Genomic DNA, 23182 nt, shown 5'->3' on the forward strand with positions numbered 1-23182 from the left:
ACAACTTCATTCAGCGAACTAACCGACCAAATCGATTTATCAGAAAATGCAATCAATTTGCGCCTTAAGTAAAGTGATAAATATTTATCTGCAAACACATGCCTAAGATTCCTTTTTTGTCGGAAGCATTGTTGACTGATTGGCCGGATCTATAAATAATCCGCTTAATGTCGCATTAGGTCCCCGAACAATGTTGATACGAAATCTGGCTGAACGGTTATAAGCATAGGTGATGTAAGTACCGCGACGCATATCTTTAATCACCTTAACCGGGGCTATCAATTTAAGTGAAGCTTCATCAAACATTTCAACCGCCGTTTCACGAGCTTTATCGTCCCAATCGACAAAGTATAATGATATCTTATAATCCTTTTCCTGTTTAAGATTTACGGTAACGGTATAAGTAATACCTGTCTGATCGGTATCCATTGCGTAAATACACGTTGCTGATCGTGGAAAACCATTTTTGGAATCCGGGGCAAGCGCACGATCATCAGTAGTATTGGTTAACCAAATGTTATTTGATGGTAAAGTATTCCCGTTCTTTTTATAGTATGTTAATGACGAAACGTAGGCCGGAAGTTGCTGGATATCCTTACCATCTCCTAAATAATTGCACAATACGTAGCCGTCCTTTCCGTATTTGCCTCCCCAGTTTCCGCCGGTCAACTTATCCACCTGTACACATTTGGCTGCATAATTTACGGGCACATCAACTAATTTTGGCGTATTTCCTTTATAGTGTATAAATATCTTGTAATGACCACTATTAACGCCATTAAGATAAATGAAAGAATCATCTTGCGAAACCGAGGCCACATACTCATTCGGCACATGTTTTTTACCCCAAATAACTTTATTATTCACGGTTACCGAAACGATATTTTTCTCAACTTTAGGTATACCGATCCGTGCGATTGTTTTCTGTGGAATTGTGATCGAACATTGTCCGTTTAACACGTTAAAACTAGCCCTCACTTCGCCCTTTGGCGTAGGCATAGTTCCTGCAACATTAGTTATTGAACGTCCAAGATGTGGCACGATGTCTACTCTTTCAAATCCGGGCGCAGTTGGCCGTATGCCTAATACCTCTTCGCTAAGCCACTTGGTTACCCCGGCACCCCAAGGATGGCAAAGACTTGTGAAACCACATTGATTATTTGGTACCGGTGAATTCCTGCCAATAACAGCATTCCATGATGGACGGTAAACTTCAAAAAAAGTACTACCTCCATAAGCTATTTGGCCACCCCATAAATCCTTTATCGAGCCGATCGCTTGATCGTACTTATCCATCAGCGCAAAGGCTTGTATAATAAAGTACTGATTAAAAGGCGAATACGATACACGATTGACCGGATCGGTGAAACTTTTTAAATAGATAAATTTTCGTTCTATTAGTGACAAAAGCCGTGTATTGACAGCATCGGCACCTGCATGCAAACCAAAATCCTCATACCACCTACTATCGTTTCTAAGCGCTGTTATTTTCTCAGAGGCATATGTGTTATACTTATTATAAAGGTCCATTCTACCCAATGCTTTCATAGCCTTTGCAAACTCTACCCACGCCCGTATTGAAAGCATTTTATAAGCGTTTTGTGATTCCTTATTGTCCGGGTGTTCGAAACCAGCACCTAGACGCTCATCCCATCCATAAAACACCAGGCTTGGATTAGTGTTATATACCTTAAATGCATCATCCATTTTTTTACATGCATTAGCAATGTAGGATGTAACCGTTTTGGCATCGCCTGTGTGGTAGTAATAATCAATCAGGCTAAGTACCCAGTACAGCTCATAACTTCGTATCCCATTGCTTTGGTCGGAAGTATGTGCCAGGTTTTGTTTTACCATTTCATAGTTTCCAAAAGCGACCAGTGAGGCGGCTTGCGAAGGATGTGCATCACCTGTCCAGGAGTAGCGGTCGCTTCTATCAATCAGGATCGCGCCAAAATAATCTTTAAGCAAGTTTAATTTAACAGTGTAGGCGCCGGTGTACCAAATGCGCGTTAAAAGCGTATCACTACACGAAAAACTTCCTTTATAGTTGACCGGCCTGACTTGGCAAACTAATCTAACATTGTTGATATGCCATGTTTTGTTAAGTGAACGGATATGTATCCAGCCATATTGAACACCTTCATATAATTCCGGGTTAAGCTCTAATCTGTAAGTATTACCATGCTTTTTAGGTACCATTGTTTTCTTTGGGAAAGTAGATAAAGCCATCAGAGGCTCATTAAATTCACTGACACTCATCTCAACGGCCCCATTGAGATCCGGACTGTCGAACTCCAACCATCCCGCATTATTCTGGCCAAAATCGAAACGAATATCACCTGTACCTTTTACCCCTATATGCAGGCCATCATTTTCTACCTCGGCAACAAAATTTGATCTGGTCGAAAAGCTCCAGCACTTCGGTTTCAGCACATAACATTCTAAATCATCAGTTAAGTCCGGATTCGTCCACCGATAAGAAAATATGGGATCCGGCGAATGTGGGTTAATTACAGATGTTTTTGTTGCTGTTATGGGAGGATATACATATAGTTGAGCTACGGAATACTGATATAAGATCGTAAAAAAAAGCAGTAGATTACCTACAACGAATTTTCTTTTCATAATTGAACGATGATTAGTAAATGTTTTATCGGCCCTACATCAATGATGAATCATTGATGGTAACTTGCATTTAAATTCGTGATTTCCCGCCCCTATCGTTAAAACATACCATTTATTGCTTTCAGCGTGCGATTGGTATCTTGACACTTCCGGTATTTTGCCGTTTATCCTGATCGTTTTTTGAGCTAAGGTTGGTAGATATACCTTAGCTGTTGTACCTTTAGGCACGTTCAGTTTTAATGTGAATAGATTCCTTGTAGTTTTAGTCCATTCGACATTAATATCTCCTGATACAGTGGCGACTTTTCCTTTTGCCCATTTTAAATCTGCTATAATGGGCTTAACATTAAAGGTTTTCCATCCGTAACCGGTAGGTTCCAGACCCAATATTTTTTCGCTTAGCAAAGCTGTTGGACCTGATGACCAAGCGTGGGATGTTGCGCCCCATGATAAATCCCAGCCTTCGTGCCATGCTCCATTAAAAGAGGTGAGTTTTGTTTGGGCACCCCAGTTTTTACGCATATAGTCTAAAGCCCATCCTTCGTTGCCCGTAGCGAACATTGCTTTTAATACCCTGTAGGCAAATGATTGCTCGCTGGCTTTACCGCTTTTTGCAATCAGGTCAACCATCCTAGCTTTTTTATCAGCATTAGCTACTCCATATTCCAAAGCATAAACTTGCGATTGTTGTTGCACCTTGGTACCGTCATAACTATCCAGGTAAGCCCTGTCTTTTACCGACCAAAGCCATTTATTGATATTTTCACGCACACGGGCAGCTTCTTCTCTCCACTGTTTTGCCTGTTGTGGATCATGACCAAAATCATCGGCAATACTGGCTGCGGCGTTTAAGGCGCCATAATACAGGCAGTTTGTTCCGGTGATGATCTTTTTTTGCTCTATAGGATAGGTACTTGGCCAGTCGAGCACTATCCAACCGGGTAAGTTGGCCAATAATCCTGTTGCAGGGTCTAAAAAAGGCTGATAATATTTCATCGCCATTTTCAAGTTAGGATACAGGTCTGCTATTAGTTCATCCTTACCGTAATACAGGAAATATTCGTACATCATAAGCACCCATTCCAGCTGATAGTCGGCCAGGTAGGCAGAACTTCCAGCCTGCAAAAAGTAGTCGGTAGGATACCGGCTTCGCACAGCACCATCTGTTCGCCAGCGTTGCGATTGCGCACCTGAGAGCAGATTATAGGCTGATAACAGCCTTGAACTCTTACCAAATGCATAATTCCCGAATATCTGCATATAACGTGAGTCGCCGGCGATATACTGGGTATGTTCGCGCCACGGATCTTGATAGGTATCAATAGAGTTGATACGCATGGTATGCCGCCCAATTTCCCAAAATCTGTTTAACAAGGTATCAGAACAGGCGAAAGCGCTTTCCATTTCATAATTATAACAGGCAAATTCGGCGCTTACATTCTGTATGTCTATAGCTTTATCAGTTTCTATAGAAAAATATCTGAATCCGCTCCATGTATAAGGCCGCCAGCTTTGTAAGCCTGTGGTTGTAATGTACTTTTCTGAATGGTCGCTACTGACACGAAGCAATGGCGCACCAGCCGAATCCAGGCGCTCTCCCGTACCAATTTCAAATCTGATGCCTGCTTTATGGGCATTAATAGTAAATTGTGGGTAGCCCACTATTTCTACACCAAAATCATAAACCATTTTGTTCCCGCTTTTCCATTGCTTAACTGGTTTTATTACTTTACGACTTAGTCGTGGGCGTTCAATAACCGTTATATGGTTCCAGGGGGCTACAGGTGGCACGCCAATCATCTTGGCATTTTCCCATGTGGTGTCATCAAAGTTGATATTCTGCCAATCGGTACGCCATAGGCGGGCATCAAATTCTTCAATAAATCCAATTAAATGCGCATTAGTGTCGCGAAAGGCCGTTTGAGTGTTCCAGGCTTTGGCATGTGTTACTTTCCAACTGCTGTCACTTAACAAATTAACCGTTTTGTGGGGGTAAACTAACGTTCCCTGAAAAAAGAACCCGCCACGGGCATTGATTTGCGAATGGAGTCCAACACCAAAATTATGCACAACGGCTGTAATTGTGTTTTTTCCTTTTTGCAAATAACTGACGATATCAAATTTATCATAATTCTGGTACTCCGGGTCACTATTTATCGGGCAACGCTCAAACAACTTACCATTAATATATACATCTGCATAGGCATAGGCTGAGATATAAGTGATGGAACTGACTGGTACTTCATCTAAATCAAAACTTTTTCGAACAAGCAGGTAATAATTTCTCGGATTTTCTTCGCCCGAATCCCATATCCAGTTAGCTAAAGGTTTTACACCATAGAGCGTTAGAGAGGTTGGAGATATAAATGCCTCTTTTCCCCAGCGGTAAGGTGACGGCGCGTTTTGCGCATGCAAAGCTGATGTCAGCAATAACAACAACATCAGCAGCATAGAACTGAGGGCACCACCCATATATGTACGGGAAAAAGCTGAACGACCAAAAATCATATTAAGTAAAGGGGTTTAGAAAACTTAAAGGTGTGAAGAAGATGGTATTTAAATGTATAGTTTTTGATATATCACTCATAGTATTTGACGGATAATTGAATTGTGCCTGTTAACTATTTGATATTTGTTGTGCGTTTTTTGCCTCGAGGACCGCAATTTTTTTTTTTTTTCGATATTAGATTGCTTATTGTCTATATACCGATCAGCAATGAGAAATTTTTATAAATATCTTCCCATATCAGATAAAGATGAGGCTTGGGGTTTACAGGTATTGCATGCCGGATATCAGGAATATGCACCCGGGGGGCAATACCCTGATGCCGCGCATCCTAGCCACCACAACTTTAGTTGGGAAAATGGCCGCGTGTTACAGGAGTATTCGTTGGTTTATATTACGGGTGGCTCAGGAGTATTTAATACAGAAGCCACGGGCGACATTCCAATAACCAGTGGTTCAGTGATTGTTATTTTCCCTAACATCCGACATCGCTATAGACCCAATTTGCAAACCGGATGGAAAGAATATTGGATAGGATACCAAGGCGCATTTATGAGCAATCTAGTTGACTGTGATTTTTTTGACCCCTTATATCCGGTAGTAAATATTGGCTACAATCAACACATGATAGCAATATTTGATGAGGTAATAGAAGTAATTGATCAGGAAAAGCAAGCTTATCAGCCGCTAGTTTCGGGCGCCGCTACATATTTACTTGGACAGGTTTACAGTTCAGCTAAACAAAACGCTTCCGGGCAAGATAAATTGGAAACTATAATTAATAAAGCCCGCCTTATCATGCGCGAAAATTTAGAAAGTAAAATCGGGCCCAATAATATTGCGGATCAATTAGGAATCAGTTATTCTCGGTTTAGAAAGGTATTCAAAGCATATACAGGAATGGCACCTATTCAGTATCAAATTCAGCTGAAATTAGAAAAAGCCAAAGAAGAATTGGTCAATTCTTCTCATTCAATAAAGGAAATAGCGTATATGCTTAACTTCGATTCCACACAATATTTTTCCAATTTATTTAAAGAGAAAACAAAACTAACGCCTATAGAATTTAGAAAATCATTTGCGAAACAACAGGAATAACAGGTAGTCTTGTAAACGTTGTTAGTAACAATAAAGCCGGTGAATTAACATCAACCGGCTTTATTGTTGAATAGCAAAACTTCATCTTAATTATAGCCTGGGTTTTGCACTAGTTTATTATTTTTATTCATTTCACTCCTTGAAATTGGCATGAAGTAGGCTTTATCTTCCCATTTCCCTGTAGTGATTTGCACAGGTGTAATTGTTGGTATAGTAGCTGTTGTTTTATCAGCATTTAATTTATAAACAACATCAACACCATGCATTGGGTGATACGCTTCTGGGCCAATCATCCACCTGCGAACATCAAAAAATCTCTGATTTTCAAACAGCATTTCAATACGCCGTTCGTTTTGATATTTCATTTTCAATGCAGAGCCTGATTCGGTGAATCCTGGCATACCGGCTCTCTTTCTTATCATGTTAAGGTAGGTGCGGGCTTCCCCATTCTCTCCTAACTCAATACAAGCCTCTGCATAATTAAGAATTACCTCAGTATAGCGGATGTATCGCCATGTAAGGTCATCTTGATGATTCACGTACATGTCTGTTTTCCTGTTGATAAATTTGAGCATCGAAGTGCCTGTATTGTTGTATCCCCCACCGTACACCGCACTGTTACGGCTATCAAGACCGTATATATAGGTTATTTTCCCCGTCGCAGCATCCCATTTTTCCCAGGTTCCAACCTGCAGTACTCCCACAGGGTCAACACCAAGTAAATTAGACGGTCGCGGTCTGAATTTTGCACCCTCATATAAAATAGTAGCATAAAACCGCGGATCGCGATTTTTGTAAGGTTCTTTATTTTGGTCAGGATTATTTCTGGAGAAAACGGTTCCATCAGACATTTCGAAAGCATCAACAGTTTCGCTGGTTGCGCCGTTGTATTCGATACCTCCAAAACCGTTAGGAAACACCGGCCAAAAATCAGCTCCGAGGTTGGCGGCAACATTAAAATACCTTACAAAGATATCCTCAGTGCTCTCTTTAGAAGTGAACAGGTCCTCATAATTTTTAGTCGCTTGCTCAGCCGATTCAGGATTGGGTTGGTAAAGACTATAAACCCCAAGATCAATCACGGCTTTGGCTGCACTTTTAGCTGCTTGCCAGCGTTGAACATTATCTCCGCCTGTATATCCTAGCAATTCGGGCTTAGCAAAGCCTGCAAAAGTGTTTGGTTCATGGAGCTTACTTGCCGCATATAATAGCACTCTTGATTTAAGCGCAAGTGCGGCACCCTTGGTGGCCCTGCCATTATTATCGCCTGTATTGATTAACGGAAGCAGAGAAGCTGCCATATCACACTCATCAGAAATAAACTTGATACATTCTTCATAAGTATTTCTTGGAGCGGAGAAATCATCAGTTAATATGTATGATTTTGTGATTAACGGCACTCCGCCAAAATAACTTACAAGCATTTGATAATACCATGCCCTTAAAAATATGGCCTCTCCTTTGAGCCTATTTTTCAGTGTAACACCGTCTATTAAAGTGGGATCATCCGGCAGTTTGTCTATATTCTCTAAAAATATATTACAATCACGTATTGCGCGGTACTTACCGTTCCAGTCACCCCAACCGGCGTTATCAGGTGTTAATAACATGTTGCTCATGTTAAAATCGTTACCCCCATCGTAAGAGCGTGCCTCATCAACAGATAATGATGTCAGGTAAAAACTAAACGGGTTCTGGTTGTAAATGCTGTTCAAATTAAGCTGAATAAGATTTGGATCAGACCATACATCAGATTCTGCAAACTGGGTAGATGGCTTGGTATCCAAAAAGTCTTTCTTGCATGAGCCTAATGACATCAATGCAAATGCAGCCCATGTGGCCAATGCTTTTATTTTTATGTTATTCATTTTTGATTGTTTAAAAGGTGAGTGATAATCCTAGATTAATGGTTTTGTTAAGGGGATAAACCTGGCTATTTACCCAGATAGAACCCGGCGCGGTATCAGGAGACTCGGGATCAAAATCTTTCATTTTTGTAAATGTTAACATATTCAAACCACTGGCAAATATTCTAAGAGACTGAATGCCAAGTTTACTCGTGTATTTTGAGGCTAAAGAGTAACCGAGTTCAAAGTTTTTCAACCGGATATAATCGCTGCTACGAACGAAATAGGTGTTATTTGGCATACCGTCAGTCATCCAGTAGGCGCCACCACGCTCCCATACCCTTGGATTTACTGCACTTGGATTTTCAGGTGTCCAACGGTCTTTTACAAGGTTATACATAAAGTTACCTACACCCGGGCCACCCGAAAAGGTGGTATAAGCGCGCTCGGCACCAGCAGCGCCCTGAAACAGTATGCTGGCATCAAAACCTTTGTATTGCAGGTTGATAGATACACCGCCGGTAAAAGTTGGGATAGAAGTCTTTTTGCTTCTTACCTGGTCAAGTCCGTTAATTTCTCCATCGCCATTCACATCTTTGAAAATGATGTCGCCAGGTCTTGCGCCTGACCAATGCGGGTAAGCGTCAACTGCGGCCTGATCCTTGAAAACACCAATAGCCTGGTAATAAAGATTCGCATTCATTTGGTTCCCGGTTGATCGCTGATAATCAGGAATGCCAGGCGTTTCATCCCAAAATTGAATGTGATTTTTTGAATACGCGCCGTTTGCCGAAATGCTATAATTAAATTCGCCTGCACGGTTTTGATACCCTATTTGAAAGTCGAAGCCCTTATTTACCACTTTACCAATGTTTTCCTGCGGCAGGCTAAGACCGGCTGAACCTGGCACAGACGCATTACGGTAAGCCAAAATGTTTGAACGCAGGTTATAGAAATAATCGGCGGTGAGCGTAATTTTACCGCCAAGCATCTGCGCATCAAAACCGATGTTTGATTGATTGGCTATTTCCCAGGTTACACCGGAATTTGGAATACGCAGCGCTGTCAGGGTTTGCTGAACTACGCTTTGGTTAAACACGTATGAACCGTTATAGCCATACGTAGTCATGTACTGATAAGGGCTAATACGGTCGTTACCCGTTCTTCCCCATGAACCTCTGATTTTTAGTTCGTTTACAAACGAAATATTATCTTTCCAGAATTGCTCGTTAGATATGCGATAACCTAAAGAAACACCTGGAAAAAAGCCGAATTGTTTTCCTTTTGGATCAAATATGTACGAGCCATCGTAACGCCAAACAAATTCAGCCAGATATTTTGAATCATATGAGTAATTTACCCTTCCAAAATAATCCAGTCGTCTTGATAGGCTTGAATTACCGCCGTTGTCTTTAAGCGCATTGCTTCCCAGGTCAAGTTCGGGCAGTATATCGCTGGTATAATTTCTTCTGAATGCCCAAAAATTCATATTATCACCACTGATACGTTCAGCAGCAACAAGTACTTTCAAATCATGCCTGCCAAACGTGCGATCGTAGTTAACTAGACCATTGAGTGTAATATTTCCTAAAAGATTGAAAGATTGATAAACGCGCGGATCGGTATTTCCGCTTTTACTGGGCAAAAGCAACGGTTGTTGGTTTGCATCATAGCTTACTTTATCCCATGTGTAAAGATTCCACGGCTTTCTAAATTGTTTATAGGTTATAAATGTTTTGTCAACAGCAGCATTTCCGGTAATAGACAGGCCTTGCACCCATGGAATATTAATAACCAATCTGGCATTACTCTGAAATACATAGTCCCGTTGCCTTGTATAACCGGTTTTATCCGTAACCAGCACTACCGGGTTGGCTCCGTATTCAATAGCCGGGCCGGGTAATCCGTTTGGCCAATACGCCGGGGTTGTGGGGAATGCCCTGTTTAGAGCCCAAAAAATATTCTGTGCCGCGTCGGTACTACCTCCATTATTACCCCCGCCTGAGTAATTTCTGTTTTCCTGGCGGCCAACGACATCAAAGCTTAAACGTATATCTTTTGATATGCGTGCATCAAGATTACTTTGAAAATTCGTTTGCGAATAATTGATATTGCTGTTACGGAACATACCGTCAGTAAAATTGGAACCTAATGATGTAAAATATTTAACAGCATCTGATCCACCCGAAAGCGTTAGGTTTCCATATCGCTGTGGTGAGTTGTTTTTAATTGTTTCTTTAAACCAATCAGTGTTTGGATGTCCCCAAGGATCCGATCCATCTTTGTATTTCTGAATGTCCTCCTCCGTATATGGAAGCGGATTGTTTGGGTGATAGGCTGCAGAAATTTCATTTTGAATCTGCGCATAAGTAGCCGCATCAACCATCTTAGGCAAAACAGTCGGGGTATTCCATCCTTGGTTAAGATTGAGCTGGATTGTTGGTTTACCTGTCGTACCGCGCTTAGTGGTAACCAATATTACACCATTAGCTGCCTGTGCGCCATAAATTGCTGCCGAGGCATCTTTTAATACCGATACAGATTCTATGGTAGCAGGGTCTAAACGTTCGAGATTACGATTAGGTATACCGTCTATTACAATCAGCGGAGAGTTGTCGCCTAAAGTGTTAGCGCCTCGTATCCGAAGGGTTGAGCCGTCATTACCAGGCTCGCCTGTACGTGTAACAGCCACTAAACCAGGTAAACGACCTGCTAATGAGTTAGACACGTTTCCCGCAGGTGATTTTGCCACCTCCGAGCCTTTTACCGTTGATACTGATCCGGTAAGTGTAGCCTTTTTACGAGTGCCATATCCAACAACAACTACTTCATTTAATGAGCCTTGGGAAGCAATGAGCTGTGTGTTCAACTTTTCTGCCGTTACGTTTTTTTCGATCGACTCAAAACCAATAAAGGAGAATTGCAAAGTAGCACCCTTGCTTACGGTTATTCTATAATTGCCATTTGCGTCTGTAATCGCGCCATTACTGCCGTTTTTTACTTTTACGGTAACACCGGGCAATGGTTTTCCGGTGGCTTGTTCGGTAACCACACCGGTTACATCAATTGTTTGCTGTGCCTGCGCTTCCGATTTTAATATTAGGCAAAAAGCGAATATGAGCAAGCACACAAAATCTTTATAAAAAAATGATAATTTTCTTTTCATATGATTTAGGGAGTAATAAGGTCAGTAAAACTGACCGGGTTAGTATTTAGATAAAAGTTTCATTACTTACTGATTTGCCGGAAAGGTTATACCGCCGGAAATGGAGAATGGAATGGTAATATTTCTTTCATAATTCAATTGGTCTTTTTTACGGCAAACAAAAGCCCGACCGATCAAGCGCTTAACCATCGGCAATTTTTGTAAACTGTAGGTATGTAAATAATTAGTTAAAATAATCGATTAGTCAAACAGGATAAGTACTTTGTCAATAAGCCTGTATAGACAAAACGAAAGTATCTTATAACAAAAAAATTACATTGCAACTTTTGATATATACTGTTAACTTTTTGACCAAGTAGAAATTAGCGATTCAGAGTTGCTTTGATTAGAGATAAGGATGAGATAGACAATGTATTTTATTCTGTAAATGATAAGGTATTACACTTTAGATTAGCTCGTCAACACATAAGTAGTTTCACTCAAATATGAATTGTCAGCTTTTTGGCATTAGTTGCAACATCAGTATCACATCTGTACATAATTTTGCAAGAAGACGTCTTTTGTTTACATGTAATAATGGTTGGAAAGGTGGACATTAGACGAATTAAGAGAACAAGATCCAAATACACAGGGCGAACGAATCAACTTATCGGTGGCAGCATATATGTATAAGCCAATTACCCGCAGTTGGTTAGATATTGTGATTTGACGTTATTTAACATGAGGAATGACATTAACAAATCTGTACAGTTTCGGTATTTAATAATTTACCCAGTTTTATAATTTTAGCAGCGATATGCCCTTTGCCAATAGCGCAATGATGAGCCGGGCCTTGCGAGTTCCAGCTTTCAACAAACCCTCTCGCCCCTATCGAAAATCTATAACGGCTATTGGTATTACCTATCTCTAGTATCGGCCCGGCAACTGATTCACCCTCGGCAACCAGAAACATCAGGCTACCCTCAGAAGTTTCTACTACTGATAATAAGGTTACTTCGCCATATTTAACAGACATTTCAACAGACAGGCCGTTACCAACTTTACCGTGATAAACTTGTAGCGGTTTTACCTTAATTTTACCTTCGGCAATGGTTGGATGGCAGGGGCCGTCATGTCCCATCAGCACCACATCGTCGTTATAATCCATGGCGTAATATTCTGTGAAAGATCCGCCTGCGTTAAAGCTGTCCATTATTTTCATGGCCTGGGCATTCTTTACCTCATACTCGCCTGCTACCGGGGTGTGCCGCCCGGTTAATAGCGAGTTGCCCAAGATAACAGAGGTCATGGTATTTTCGTTTTGGACGTTTCCTGTTCCTTTATGGTAGTAGGCTAATGAACCGAGGTTATGCTCTTTTACAAGTATATCAAGCGCAACTGCTGTTTGTGCGGCCCGTTCCAGTTCATGGCGCGTGCAGTCGTGCTGAATGTCGAAATAATTATTAAACTCTATTAGTTTCTCATTAATCTGCGCCTGATTAACCGTTTCGCGTATGGCCGACAACTCGTCTACTTCGATAACCTCGATATGCCCGCCGAAAACCGCACATTGCAGGGTAAAATCTGTGTAAATATCAAGCATCCCCCCGTAATAATTGCCCATTACACCCAGGCGGTTATTATACATAACATAGGCTACACGGGCGGCTGCTATCCATTCTTCAACCTCTTTCCAAACATATGGGTCGTTATGCAACATGCCGGTAATTTGGAAAAAAGGAATATTTGCACGGTTAAATACGTTAGCTATTTCGGGTACGGGGCAGGCCGAACAAAAGGCAAGCCACTCGCCTGTCATGGCTCTACGGTTCGCCATTTTATTAAATTTACTGTAATCAATAGCCGCTTCGGGCACCAGGTTTAAAATAACTACCGGAACCTTAGCCTTTCTAACCACTGGCAATACCGTTGATGATAAAGCATAGGTGGTAACATATAAAAAAATAATATCTACATCCCGCTCTTTAAAACGCCTACCCGACTCAAATGCTTTTTCAGGCGTATCAACCAGGCCCTCATTAACTATTTCGGCGCCAAAACTTTTCAGGTTTTCCTCTACCACACTTATATAACCAGTCAGCCGTTCCTCTAAACCGTCAAATTGCTCCCAATAAGTTTGTAACCCGATACCGAACAGCCCGACTTTTATATTTATATTATTAACCCTACCGTTTATGCCCATCTGTATTATATATTCTATTCGTGTTTTATTGATTGATATTTTTGATTTGCAGTGTCTCAGTATCGTTATTCCACATAAGTTTCAAATCGTAACGTGCGGTTTGTTTCGACAGTAAAAGTTTTACCGCTATCATTACTAATCGCTGCGCCACCGCCTGGGTATGGCGCGAGATCATTATACTGAAAACTATAACATCCTTTTGTTGATGCCGAGTGTACCACTATGCCGTACTTCACTCCTGCTTTTACAATACCACTCATTTTTACGGTTATTACTTTGGGCGACCAGCCAATAGTGGCGGCATCAATGGTATTTACACTAATTGGCTTTCCGCTGATTTGCCCATTGGCACCTGTTTTATAAAGTTCAAAAGACAAGCCGGCATCCGGATAACCACTTTTTGAAGTAATAAACTTCAACGAAGTTAATTCACCTGTACGCTTAGCTGTAAAAGCCTGCATACGCCAAAGGCTATTGCCAATATCGCAATGGGTAGTAAAACCTGAGCTGCCGGATGTGTTATCCAATTTGTTTTTTACCTGTTTAGATCTCGATAAAGCTTTAGCGGAATGTGTTAAAGTTACCGTTTTCTCGCATTTCATTGGATTTATAGCGCCATCTGCAGCAAAGGTTAGCGGAGCCCAATAATAGTTAGCTAATGCTTCGTTTTTAGCCGCATTGTTCCATAAGTCGCTGCCGAATATATACACCATTTCGCCGCTTACTTTTATGGCCGATACAAAGGATGGTTGCCCGCCGCATGAGTTATCACTTATTTTAATCGGTGCCGACCATGCCCCTAAAGGCGATTTAGCCGTACAATAAGAAGCGCCTGTGCCTGAACAATAGCCACAATTAGGGTCAGAAAAAATCACGTAATAAATCCCGTTGCGTTTAAACAGGCAGGGTGCTTCGGTATTTGCCTGGGTAACCGATTTTACTACTTCACCGGTACCGGTAAGGTAATCGTCGGTCAGTTTCTCTATCGCTATGGCACCTTTCGCACGCCAGTCGGTGTAAGCCAGATAGGCTGTGCCATCATCATCTACAAAAGTATCATGGTCGCCATTGTTTAAACCTGCAACCGGCATATCCGAGTTAATGGCCAGTTTGGGTTCAGCAACCTCTGTAAACGGTCCGCGCGGCGTTTTGCTGGTAAAAACCCGATAACCAACCCTGTTATCATAAACGTTTATCCATAATACATACAGTTGTGTTTTACTGTTATAAATAACATGCGGGCGAAAACAGCCATAGGTTTTACCATCACAACGGGTTTGCCATAATTCGGTTTTGGCATCGAACAGGAATCCACGGTCAGTCCAGTTCACCAAATCAGTTGAAGAGTAAGCTTTAAAACCGCAAAATGGCGCTATTTTATTTCCCCACTCAAAACCACAATCGTAACTTGTACCATATAAATAATATACACCGTTAAAAAGGGCTATCTCACCATCGTGTGCATCAATGGCATCGCCAAGTTGATCGTATCGGGTAACCTGTTTGCCCAGACTGTTGAAATTAACATAGGTAGCTTTTTTTGATGCTTTACCGGCCGACTGTGCATTAACATACCCGGTTGCTATTAGAAATATCGATTGCAACAGCATATATTTCCGTATCAGCGGTTTATTATTTTTAAAAATCATGATGTGAAATATTTATAGTTTTTGTTTAATGGTTACCGGGCCTAACAATCCCGAACTAAACAAAGGCGACTTGCTATTATAAAACCGGTGTGTTGAAAATGTGTTGCGTTTGCTGGGACGGGGTTGTTTTTTTAAGAGCCATTCGGGCCAATGCCCGTTTTTTATTCCATCGTCCGGCCGGTTCTCGTCACCTATCAGTCTGTTCGGCCATAAATTAACAACTTCAATTTCCAATTGATTATTTTCTTGCAATACAGCAGTGGATATGTCAACCATCCATGGCGCCGTCCATAGCACGCCCAAATCGGTTCCATTTAGTTTAACGCGCGCCATATTTTTAACATCGCCTAAATGTAAATATAAGCGTTTGCCCCCTGTTATGCCTGTTGATGGAACATCGAAACTTTTTTTATAAACCGCTGTGCCCGAGTAGTATTTTATACCTTCCTCGGACCGCTTTGTCCAGTCGATCAAAGCATCGAATTTTATATTTTCAGGGCCACCCCATTTAATATCAAAACTAACTTCCCATGAGCCATTTATTTCGGCAATAGTTTGCTCAGTAACCAGTTTACTCGTATTAGTGGCTGTCCATTTATTAGTTTCTGCAAAAACAATGAATGCACTTTCATAGGCATCTAAATGCAAGGGTATACTTGTATTGCTATTACTTACCGTGAAATTATCAAGTCGTGTAATTTTCCCGTTAATGGCATTCCATAATTCGGGCGAACCAATTTTAGTCCGAAATGTGCCGTTAAAATCAACCGGCTGGTTTGTGGTGTTTGATACGAAATACATATCCCAGCCATTTGCTGTACGATGGGTGTACCTGATAGCCTGGTTTGTACTAAAATCTTCACTAATGTTTTTTGCACGAAGCAGATTAGCTATAACGTCATATTTCGGATAAAGGTTATCTATGTTTTCACGGTAAGCACTGCCCCATATCACTTCGCCTAAGCCATATTTACCGCGCGTTTCTGTTAATGCGTTTTGCATTGGCCCCCATATTTGCCTGCCTAGCGTTTTAATATTTTTATCGCAAAGCGGATAATTCTCAAGGCTTGGAGATCGTAACGGGGCACTACCTACTATCGTAGCGCCTTGTTTGACCAGTTCACCAATTTTGGCAAGCAGCTTTGGTGTCATCGTCTCGATAACAGGCAAAACCAGCATGCGGTATGCAGCGCCGGAAGGGAATATTATCTGTTTGTTTTTCACATAAGCGCCCATTAGCTGCGATGGCGCACAACCATCAAAGTTATAGCCTCTTCTATCGCCAATAGTATCGCCTTTTATGGCCGATGCCGGTGGAACAAAAACATGCGGAGAACCTTCGGGCGTTAAATAAAGGATATCGGCAACTGTGCGGCCTTGTTGTAATAAGTATTGGCAACGGGTTACGTAATCATGATAACCGCTCACCATTGGCCACCAGGTTTGGCTTCTGTCCCAATGCACGCCATAGGGACCCATAGTGGCGCCCGGTTTTAATGAATCGGGCAGGAATTGGTTTTGGAACGTGTGATACACAAACTGGTTGATGCCCGCGGCAAACGCCCAATCGCCCTGGTTTTTCATAGCACCGGGGTATTGTTTCCAGCCTTCGTCATTCTGCGATGTAAAAGCTTCAGCAGCTATCTGCGATTTGCCGCCTACATGGCCTATTGATGTAGCCTCAATAACGCTATAGGTTGAATTAAAACCGAAACCCTTGCTCCAAAATTCGCCCATGGGTATATCGGCAATGCTGCCCAATTCAAGGTCGGCAGTGGGGTTCATATCATAAGGCTCAATAGATAGCAGCAGATTTTGGCGCTTACCATACGCTTTAACATGCCGGGCATGGTTCTCCAAAACCAACTCTTGAGAAGTTTGCCGCAAATCCCACAAAAAGCGCTCGCTTTCCTGTAAACTGCCTACAATATTGCCGGCATAAACCGGGTAATATTTTAGGGGATCGTATCCGCGCCTGCGCAGAAACTCCTGCCTGAACCTGCCGGTCCAGTTTTGCGCGCTCATTTCCCAGCTATCCATGTGCAGGCGTTTTAAACCGCCGGGTATATTTTTTTGTGGCTTATCAATTTTATTAAGCAATTTGCCTATATAGGTATCTAAATGCGTATTAAGCGCTGTTGTATCAAACTTATCAACCTCAAAGCCTAACCCGGGTACGGGCGCAGGGCGTGTAATGGCGCCATTGTTACGGCTGCCAAAGCGCATTATTACCCATTTACCCGATGGCGGTGTCCAGTTCAACGTTCCGTCGGCCTCCATTTTACCTGTTAGGTCAATAATGCGGCTTTTGTTAATGATATTGTTTTTATCAATAGATGCAATGCCCGGCGACGGCAAGTATGGTTTTACTACAGCCGAACTATATGGCGCCCTGTAATAAAGCGCTTTTTCTTCATAGTCTATTATTTGTTTTATCTCTTCTGTTACAGGGAAGGCCAGTACGGCGACATCTTCATAATAACGGTTCCATTCGGCTTTAATCTCGTCGGTTAGGCTACCTTCGCCAAAAAAAGGTTTTTTGGGTAAAGGTACTGGCAACATGATCTTTTGCTTATTGCCTGCTGTAACTATAGTTTGGCTTGAAACAAGATGCTGCATAGATTGCTGCGGCTTAACCCACGGCCCGCCACTGCCCGTCCAACCGGGGCCTATGCCCAGTGTTATTTCTATTCCCAGCCTGCGGGCTTCTTTTTCGGCATGGGCAAACAGGCTTATCCATTCGTCGCTCAAAAAATCAACCGGACCTCTGGGAATACCTACATTCACTTCTAAAAAAATAAGGTTGCCAATGCCCGCTTTTTTCATCGATTCAAGGTCTTTAGTGATTGATTCGGCAGTCATATTACCATCCATAAAATACCAGTAAACGCCGGGTTTAGCATAATCAGGCGGATGCAAAAAATTCTTTTTCATTTCGTGCATCTGTGCACAGGCAGGGTTAAGCCTGCATAAAAGTAAAAGAAGAGCAACTATAGCGTATTTGTACATTACAGCGTTTTCTATTTAAGTTTTATAATAAGGTTACGTTAGCTATCCAACGAGATAAGCTTTACGGCAAATGGTTTCATTTAACAAAACATCGAGCACAGGTGCTTGCAACTTCAGTTCAAAAGTATCCGAACTGACATGCCTTAGAAATAGATGATTTGATAAATCAGTTATAAATTTTGACACATCAGAAAAGCAGTGTAAATACTACACATACTTTCACGTGAACAATTGGTTATAAATGCAATGAAAAGAATGTATATAATAAGCATTTAAACGCATGGATAATTGCTATTATGCCTGAGTGTTATCAGCATGCATCAAAAAGTTGGTGGAGTAAAAAAATTTGGTGATAGCCTTCGGCTTTTCAGCGAGAATGGCCTCAATAAATTATGATAGAAAATGCCAGGCTCACGACCATTGCGAAAGGCATTTTTTGCGGTACTCGGTAGGTGTTAAACCCGTTTTTTCCCTGAATACTTTGGAGAAGTAAAAGTTTGATTCGAAGCTTAGATCGACAGCTATTTGCTTAACCGAATAATCGGGACTGTTCAACAGTTCCTTCGCTTTTTCAATTTTTAGCTGGATGTAATACTGACCAGGAGACAGGCCGGTATAATTTTTAAACAACTTACGGAAACGCGAGTAGCCGACATTTAATTCAACGGCAGCACTTTCGGGCGAGTAATAGCTATTGATATTTTCACGAAAAAGCAGTCTGGCTTTATCGATGATAATTTCTTCTTCTTTATTTTCGACCAGGTTCTGCCGGGATATGGCATTAAACGTACCGATGAGATGAAGTACCGCTCCAGATATCATAGGCTGATAACCCGGTGTTTCCTGCCTTGTTTTTTGGATGATACCATCAAACAGGTTAAAAACAGCTTCGTTAAAACCTATAAAAATGCAGGGATGCTCAGGCTTTATAAAATTGTTTACCAGCAGGTTATCAACAATCTTACCCTTTACACCTACCCAATATTCATCCCAGCCGGTGTCGCTGTCGGGTTTGTATCGGTGTTTTTCGCCGGGGAAAAGTACGATGATGGTACCGGCTTTAACGGATGATTGTTTACAACTATCTGATTCGAAAATACCTTTGCCTTTAGTGATATATATAATCTGAAACTCTTGAAGTATGCGCCAACTGTTCCAGTTAAAATAGTGGTGAGCAGGGTGATTAAGCATAGGATAAGTGTGTGATGCCTCAATATGTGTGCAGCCGGCATTCAGCACCGTTAGCCCCCATCGTTCGTCCTCTTTACTTACTGGAAGATATTTATAATAATTGATCATATGCGTAATAAATTACATAATTTAAGTGCCCCCTAAACACCTACCGCTTACGGTAATAAGACCACTATTAAATTGTCTTTATTTAACAGTGCTAATTTTACGATTAATATTTAAACATCAATAATCAAAACTCGGCTGTTTTGATAACAATATTACATAATGTTGAAAGATGTCGTTCTTTTTATTACTTGAGTTTTAGAAAAAAAAACAGCTTGTAACATATATCAAAAAATACAAATAATGCTGCTTTAATTACAAACTAAAATCATTTCATTGGTATAGTTTTGATCTGATAAACCTGAAGAATATTAGTATTTAATCTATATAAAATGAATATATTAATCAAGTATAAAAGTACGTCAACATCAACTACGAAAAACCACAAGAAAGGTATTTTCCGACGATTCCGAAAAATACATAAACATCTATTTATAACCACTTTACTTGCAAGTATAGTAATAACAGCACAAAACAGCATCTATGCTTTTGACAAAAACACAAATGCCATAAAGATTAACCGCGCTACCAAAACAATTACCATTAGGCTACCCAATAAAACGTTAGCTATATTAATAGATTACTCGCATGGCTGTGTCATAAAGCAATTGAACATAAAAGGCAAAAACACCCTGTCTGCATCGGGAATTTATACAGGGATAAAAACACACCAAAACTCATTTACATCGGCCATGCAAATTAACGTTGTTAAAGTGGCTGAAAATGCAAACGGTGTCACGCTGAGCGGTATAAATTATGGTGATGACGCTGTTGAAATTAAAGAGACCTGGAGTTTTAATATAAAAGGCGATAGGATAATCTGGAATATTAACCGCACCTATAAGAATAAAACCGTCCTTGATGACATGGCTTTCCCTGTATGGAATTTCCATGATCTGTCGGTATGGAAAGGCGGCATTTTAGATAACGGTGGAATGGTTTGGTGCAAATACCTGAAACAGGTAAATGATACTTATGGCGTACATACAGGCGGCATAACTTTATGGAATGCCGAAACTGGCAATGGTTTGCGAATAATTCCGGTAATTGATAACAAGAGCCATATCGCCTCCAAATACTCGCACACTGAAAAAGGCGAATTCACCTGCACGCAACTAATAACCGATACTCAACTTCAGCAACGCTATAACTTAAGCCGGTTTGTAAATGGAAAAGCCGATGTGTTCGCCCCTTTTGAGGTGGAAAAAACAACCGTCAATGTATCATATGAATTGCAGTATATATATTATTTTAAAGAATATTCACGTGGTACATTACCGGGTATTGATGCCGCTGCCGTACGTGAACTGATGAACACTACCGGCCGATATGGCGTAGTTGATAATAACATTATAGGTGCAAATGGCTGGTTAACCAATTGGAAATGTTTGCACGAGCCATTCTTCGCCCAAATAGGCATGGCACTTAACGATAAAAATTACGTTCATAATATGGCGGCCACTCTTGACCAGGAACGAGATTTAGCCATGCTCCCTGATGGGCGTGTACTGTCGCGCTGGCATAATGCACCTGGCGATGAAATTCCCGGAACCTATAATCTTAAAACCGGTTATTATGAAGCTATGTGGGGATATACAATTGATTCACAACCAGACTATGTAATTAATACCAGCGAGCAATTTGACCTGAGCGGCGACATAAAATGGCTGCGATCGCATCAAAAAAGTTGCGAAAAGGCTCTTGACTGGCTCATAAAACGTGATGCCAATAATAACGGCATCTTCGAAATGATGAACAACAATATTGCCGAGAATAAGGCCAGCGACTGGCTGGATATTGTTTGGGCAAGTTATGAGAACGCCTTTGTAAATGCGCAAATGTATGAGGCACTTACACTTTGGGCTAATTGTGAAAAGATACTCGGCGATGAGCAAAAGGCGGCTCACTATACAGATATAGCAGCTCGCCTTAAAACAGCCTTCAATAAACCGGTTGAAGAAGGCGGTTTTTGGTCGGCAAACAAGAAGCAGTATGTGTACTGGCGCGATAATGATGGCACAGTGCACGGCAATAATCTGGTTACGCCGGTAAACTTCGCGGCGATTGCTTTTGCATTGTGCGATAATCCTGAACGAATCAAACTGATACTTGACCAGATTGAACAACGAAGTGTACAGGAAAACTTGTTTCACTGGCCACTATGCTTCGATTCGTTCACGCGCGAAGAAGTTTCTGGTGGTAACTGGCCCTTTCCTAAGTATGAGAATGGGGATATCTTCCCTACTTGGGGATATCTTGGTATTAGGGCCTATACTCATTATGATAAGGCTATAGCCTTGAAGTACATAAATGCCCTGCTGAAGCAATACGAAAAGGATGGTCTGTCATCCCAAAGGTATAGTCGCCAAACTCAAACTGGCTTGGGAGACGATATTTTGGCCGGAATTTGTACTAGTATTACAGCTTTATACCGCGATATATATGGCCTGCGCCCAAAATGGAACCGCATGGGTATTGAGCCTAATATGAGTAAAGTACTAAACGGCACCCAATTTTTGTATACGCTTCGGGATACGGTGTACAAGCTGCAGATAAGCGTTAACAACTACACCATGAGTACCACCGGCTTTTCTGTTAAAAGTAAGCAAGCCTTTGGTGCAAGCAAAACACGCAATACCTTAACCTTTTACCCTGATAACAGCGAAGTTAAAATGCTGCAAATAACCGCAACGTCTGCGCGACGCATAGATATGGAAGTTGATGCATGGCATGCAAATGTATTCTCCTTTATCATCACCTCAGCAAATAAGTACCAGTTCGATATTAAAGGCTTACAGCCAAATACAAGCTACCGGGTTAGGATGAATAACATAGTACAGCCTTTAAAAACAGATGCTAATGGTATCTTATCTTTTAGAAAAGAATGCAAAAAGCCTGTTAAATTTCACATACGCAAGGAGGCATAAAGCCTATGGATATAAAAATTCTTTGCCCGCAATGGGGATATGAGCATGCTGAAGTGATAGCTTTTATGGATAAAATAAAGCTTGCAGGTTATCATGGTATTGACACTTGGGTGCCGCAGGATAAAACAGAGAAAAACGCATTGTACGATTATCTGCAGCGCGAACAAATGCATATAGTAGCGCACCAGCACGAAGCAGACGGCAGCACCTTTCAAAAATTCAGAGCATCCTTTCGGAGAAACCTGAATACTTGTGCCGAAATGGAACCGATAATTATTAATTCGCACACAGGCAGAGATTATTTTACCTTTCAGCAAAATCTCGACCTGATAGACACAGCACTGGAGTTTACCGCAAAAACTGGCATTGAGGTGGCGCATGAAACGCATCGCGGCAGGCTTGGTTATTGCCCGCAGATGATTGCTGATTTTTTTGATCAGCGCAGCGATATGCGTATCACCGCCGACTTTTCGCACTGGGTATGTGTTACCGAGAGCATGCTCGAAAATTTTGCTGATACCGTTAATATAGCTATTAAACGAAGCATACATATTCACTCACGTGTAGGTTTTGAAGAAGGCCCTCAAATAGCCGATCCGGCTGCACCTGAATGGCAATATGCTGTGAATAATTTTTTGAAATGGTGGGATCAAATTATAACAGCAAACACACAGGCAGGCCGTAAAGTATTCACTATAACTACAGAATTTGGTCCCGAACCTTACATGCCCAAAGTGCCATTGAGCAACACACCAATGGTCGATCAGTTTAAAATCAACTGTTACATGAAAGACCTGCTAAGCAATAGATATAATATACACTCACCTATTGCAACCTAACTCAATTAGCAAAATAATACAGCCGATGGTCATAA

Annotated in this window: 11 protein-coding genes; 3 read left to right on the forward strand and 8 right to left on the reverse strand. The window is 41.3% G+C overall.

Translation table 11 applies throughout. The features are described 5' to 3' along the window. Positions 1 to 102: 102 nt before the first annotated feature. The gene (locus EOD41_RS18760; protein ID WP_164849988.1) at positions 103 to 2436 is read right to left on the reverse strand and encodes an alpha-L-rhamnosidase C-terminal domain-containing protein; all 2334 of its coding nucleotides are present in this window, start codon (positions 2434 to 2436) and stop codon (positions 103 to 105) included. A gap of 231 nt (positions 2437 to 2667) precedes the next feature. Further along, the gene (locus tag EOD41_RS18765) at positions 2668 to 5136 is read right to left on the reverse strand and encodes a family 78 glycoside hydrolase catalytic domain (protein ID WP_127707846.1); all 2469 of its coding nucleotides are present in this window, start codon (positions 5134 to 5136) and stop codon (positions 2668 to 2670) included. A 208-nt stretch (positions 5137 to 5344) separates the two neighbouring features. Here EOD41_RS18765 and EOD41_RS18770 point away from each other — a divergent pair, with 208 nt between their 5' ends. After that, positions 5345 to 6232 carry a helix-turn-helix domain-containing protein gene (locus tag EOD41_RS18770; protein ID WP_127707848.1) on the forward strand — a complete coding sequence of 296 codons (888 nt, stop codon included), beginning with the start codon at positions 5345 to 5347 and terminating at the stop codon, positions 6230 to 6232. A gap of 86 nt (positions 6233 to 6318) precedes the next feature. Here the strand turns inward: EOD41_RS18770 and EOD41_RS18775 are convergent, their stop codons facing one another. The 6 genes from EOD41_RS18775 to EOD41_RS18800 form a co-directional block, all read right to left on the reverse strand. Continuing rightward, the gene (locus EOD41_RS18775; protein ID WP_127707850.1) at positions 6319 to 8100 is read right to left on the reverse strand and encodes a RagB/SusD family nutrient uptake outer membrane protein; all 1782 of its coding nucleotides are present in this window, start codon (positions 8098 to 8100) and stop codon (positions 6319 to 6321) included. Between the two features lie 10 nt (positions 8101 to 8110). Then, on the reverse strand, positions 8111 to 11245 hold the full coding sequence (locus tag EOD41_RS18780; protein WP_205780595.1) for a SusC/RagA family TonB-linked outer membrane protein: 3135 nt from the start codon (positions 11243 to 11245) through the stop codon (positions 8111 to 8113). 733 nt (positions 11246 to 11978) lie between these two features. Beyond that, positions 11979 to 13427, reverse strand: a complete 1449-nt coding sequence (locus EOD41_RS18785) for an arabinose isomerase (RefSeq protein WP_127707852.1) — start codon at positions 13425 to 13427, stop codon at positions 11979 to 11981. Positions 13428 to 13492: 65 nt separating this feature from the next. Further along, complete coding sequence (locus EOD41_RS18790; protein WP_127707854.1) at positions 13493 to 15076, reverse strand: family 43 glycosylhydrolase; 1584 nt, start codon at positions 15074 to 15076, stop codon at positions 13493 to 13495. Positions 15077 to 15088: 12 nt separating this feature from the next. After that, a complete protein-coding gene (locus EOD41_RS18795) occupies positions 15089 to 18010 on the reverse strand; it encodes a glycosyl hydrolase (RefSeq protein WP_240663494.1) in 2922 nt (973 codons plus the stop codon). Between the two features lie 486 nt (positions 18011 to 18496). Next, a complete protein-coding gene (locus EOD41_RS18800) occupies positions 18497 to 19384 on the reverse strand; it encodes an AraC family transcriptional regulator (RefSeq protein WP_127707858.1) in 888 nt (295 codons plus the stop codon). Between the two features lie 329 nt (positions 19385 to 19713). Here EOD41_RS18800 and EOD41_RS18805 point away from each other — a divergent pair, with 329 nt between their 5' ends. Beyond that, positions 19714 to 22308 carry an alpha-L-rhamnosidase-related protein gene (locus EOD41_RS18805; protein WP_164849989.1) on the forward strand — a complete coding sequence of 865 codons (2595 nt, stop codon included), beginning with the start codon at positions 19714 to 19716 and terminating at the stop codon, positions 22306 to 22308. 5 nt (positions 22309 to 22313) lie between these two features. After that, entirely contained in the window at positions 22314 to 23147 is an 834-nt protein-coding gene (locus EOD41_RS18810; RefSeq protein ID WP_127707860.1) for a sugar phosphate isomerase/epimerase family protein, read from the forward strand. Positions 23148 to 23182: the final 35 nt, after the last annotated feature.

It is taken from the genome of Mucilaginibacter limnophilus (assembly GCF_004005815.1).
GTDB classification, from domain to species: domain Bacteria; phylum Bacteroidota; class Bacteroidia; order Sphingobacteriales; family Sphingobacteriaceae; genus Mucilaginibacter; species Mucilaginibacter limnophilus.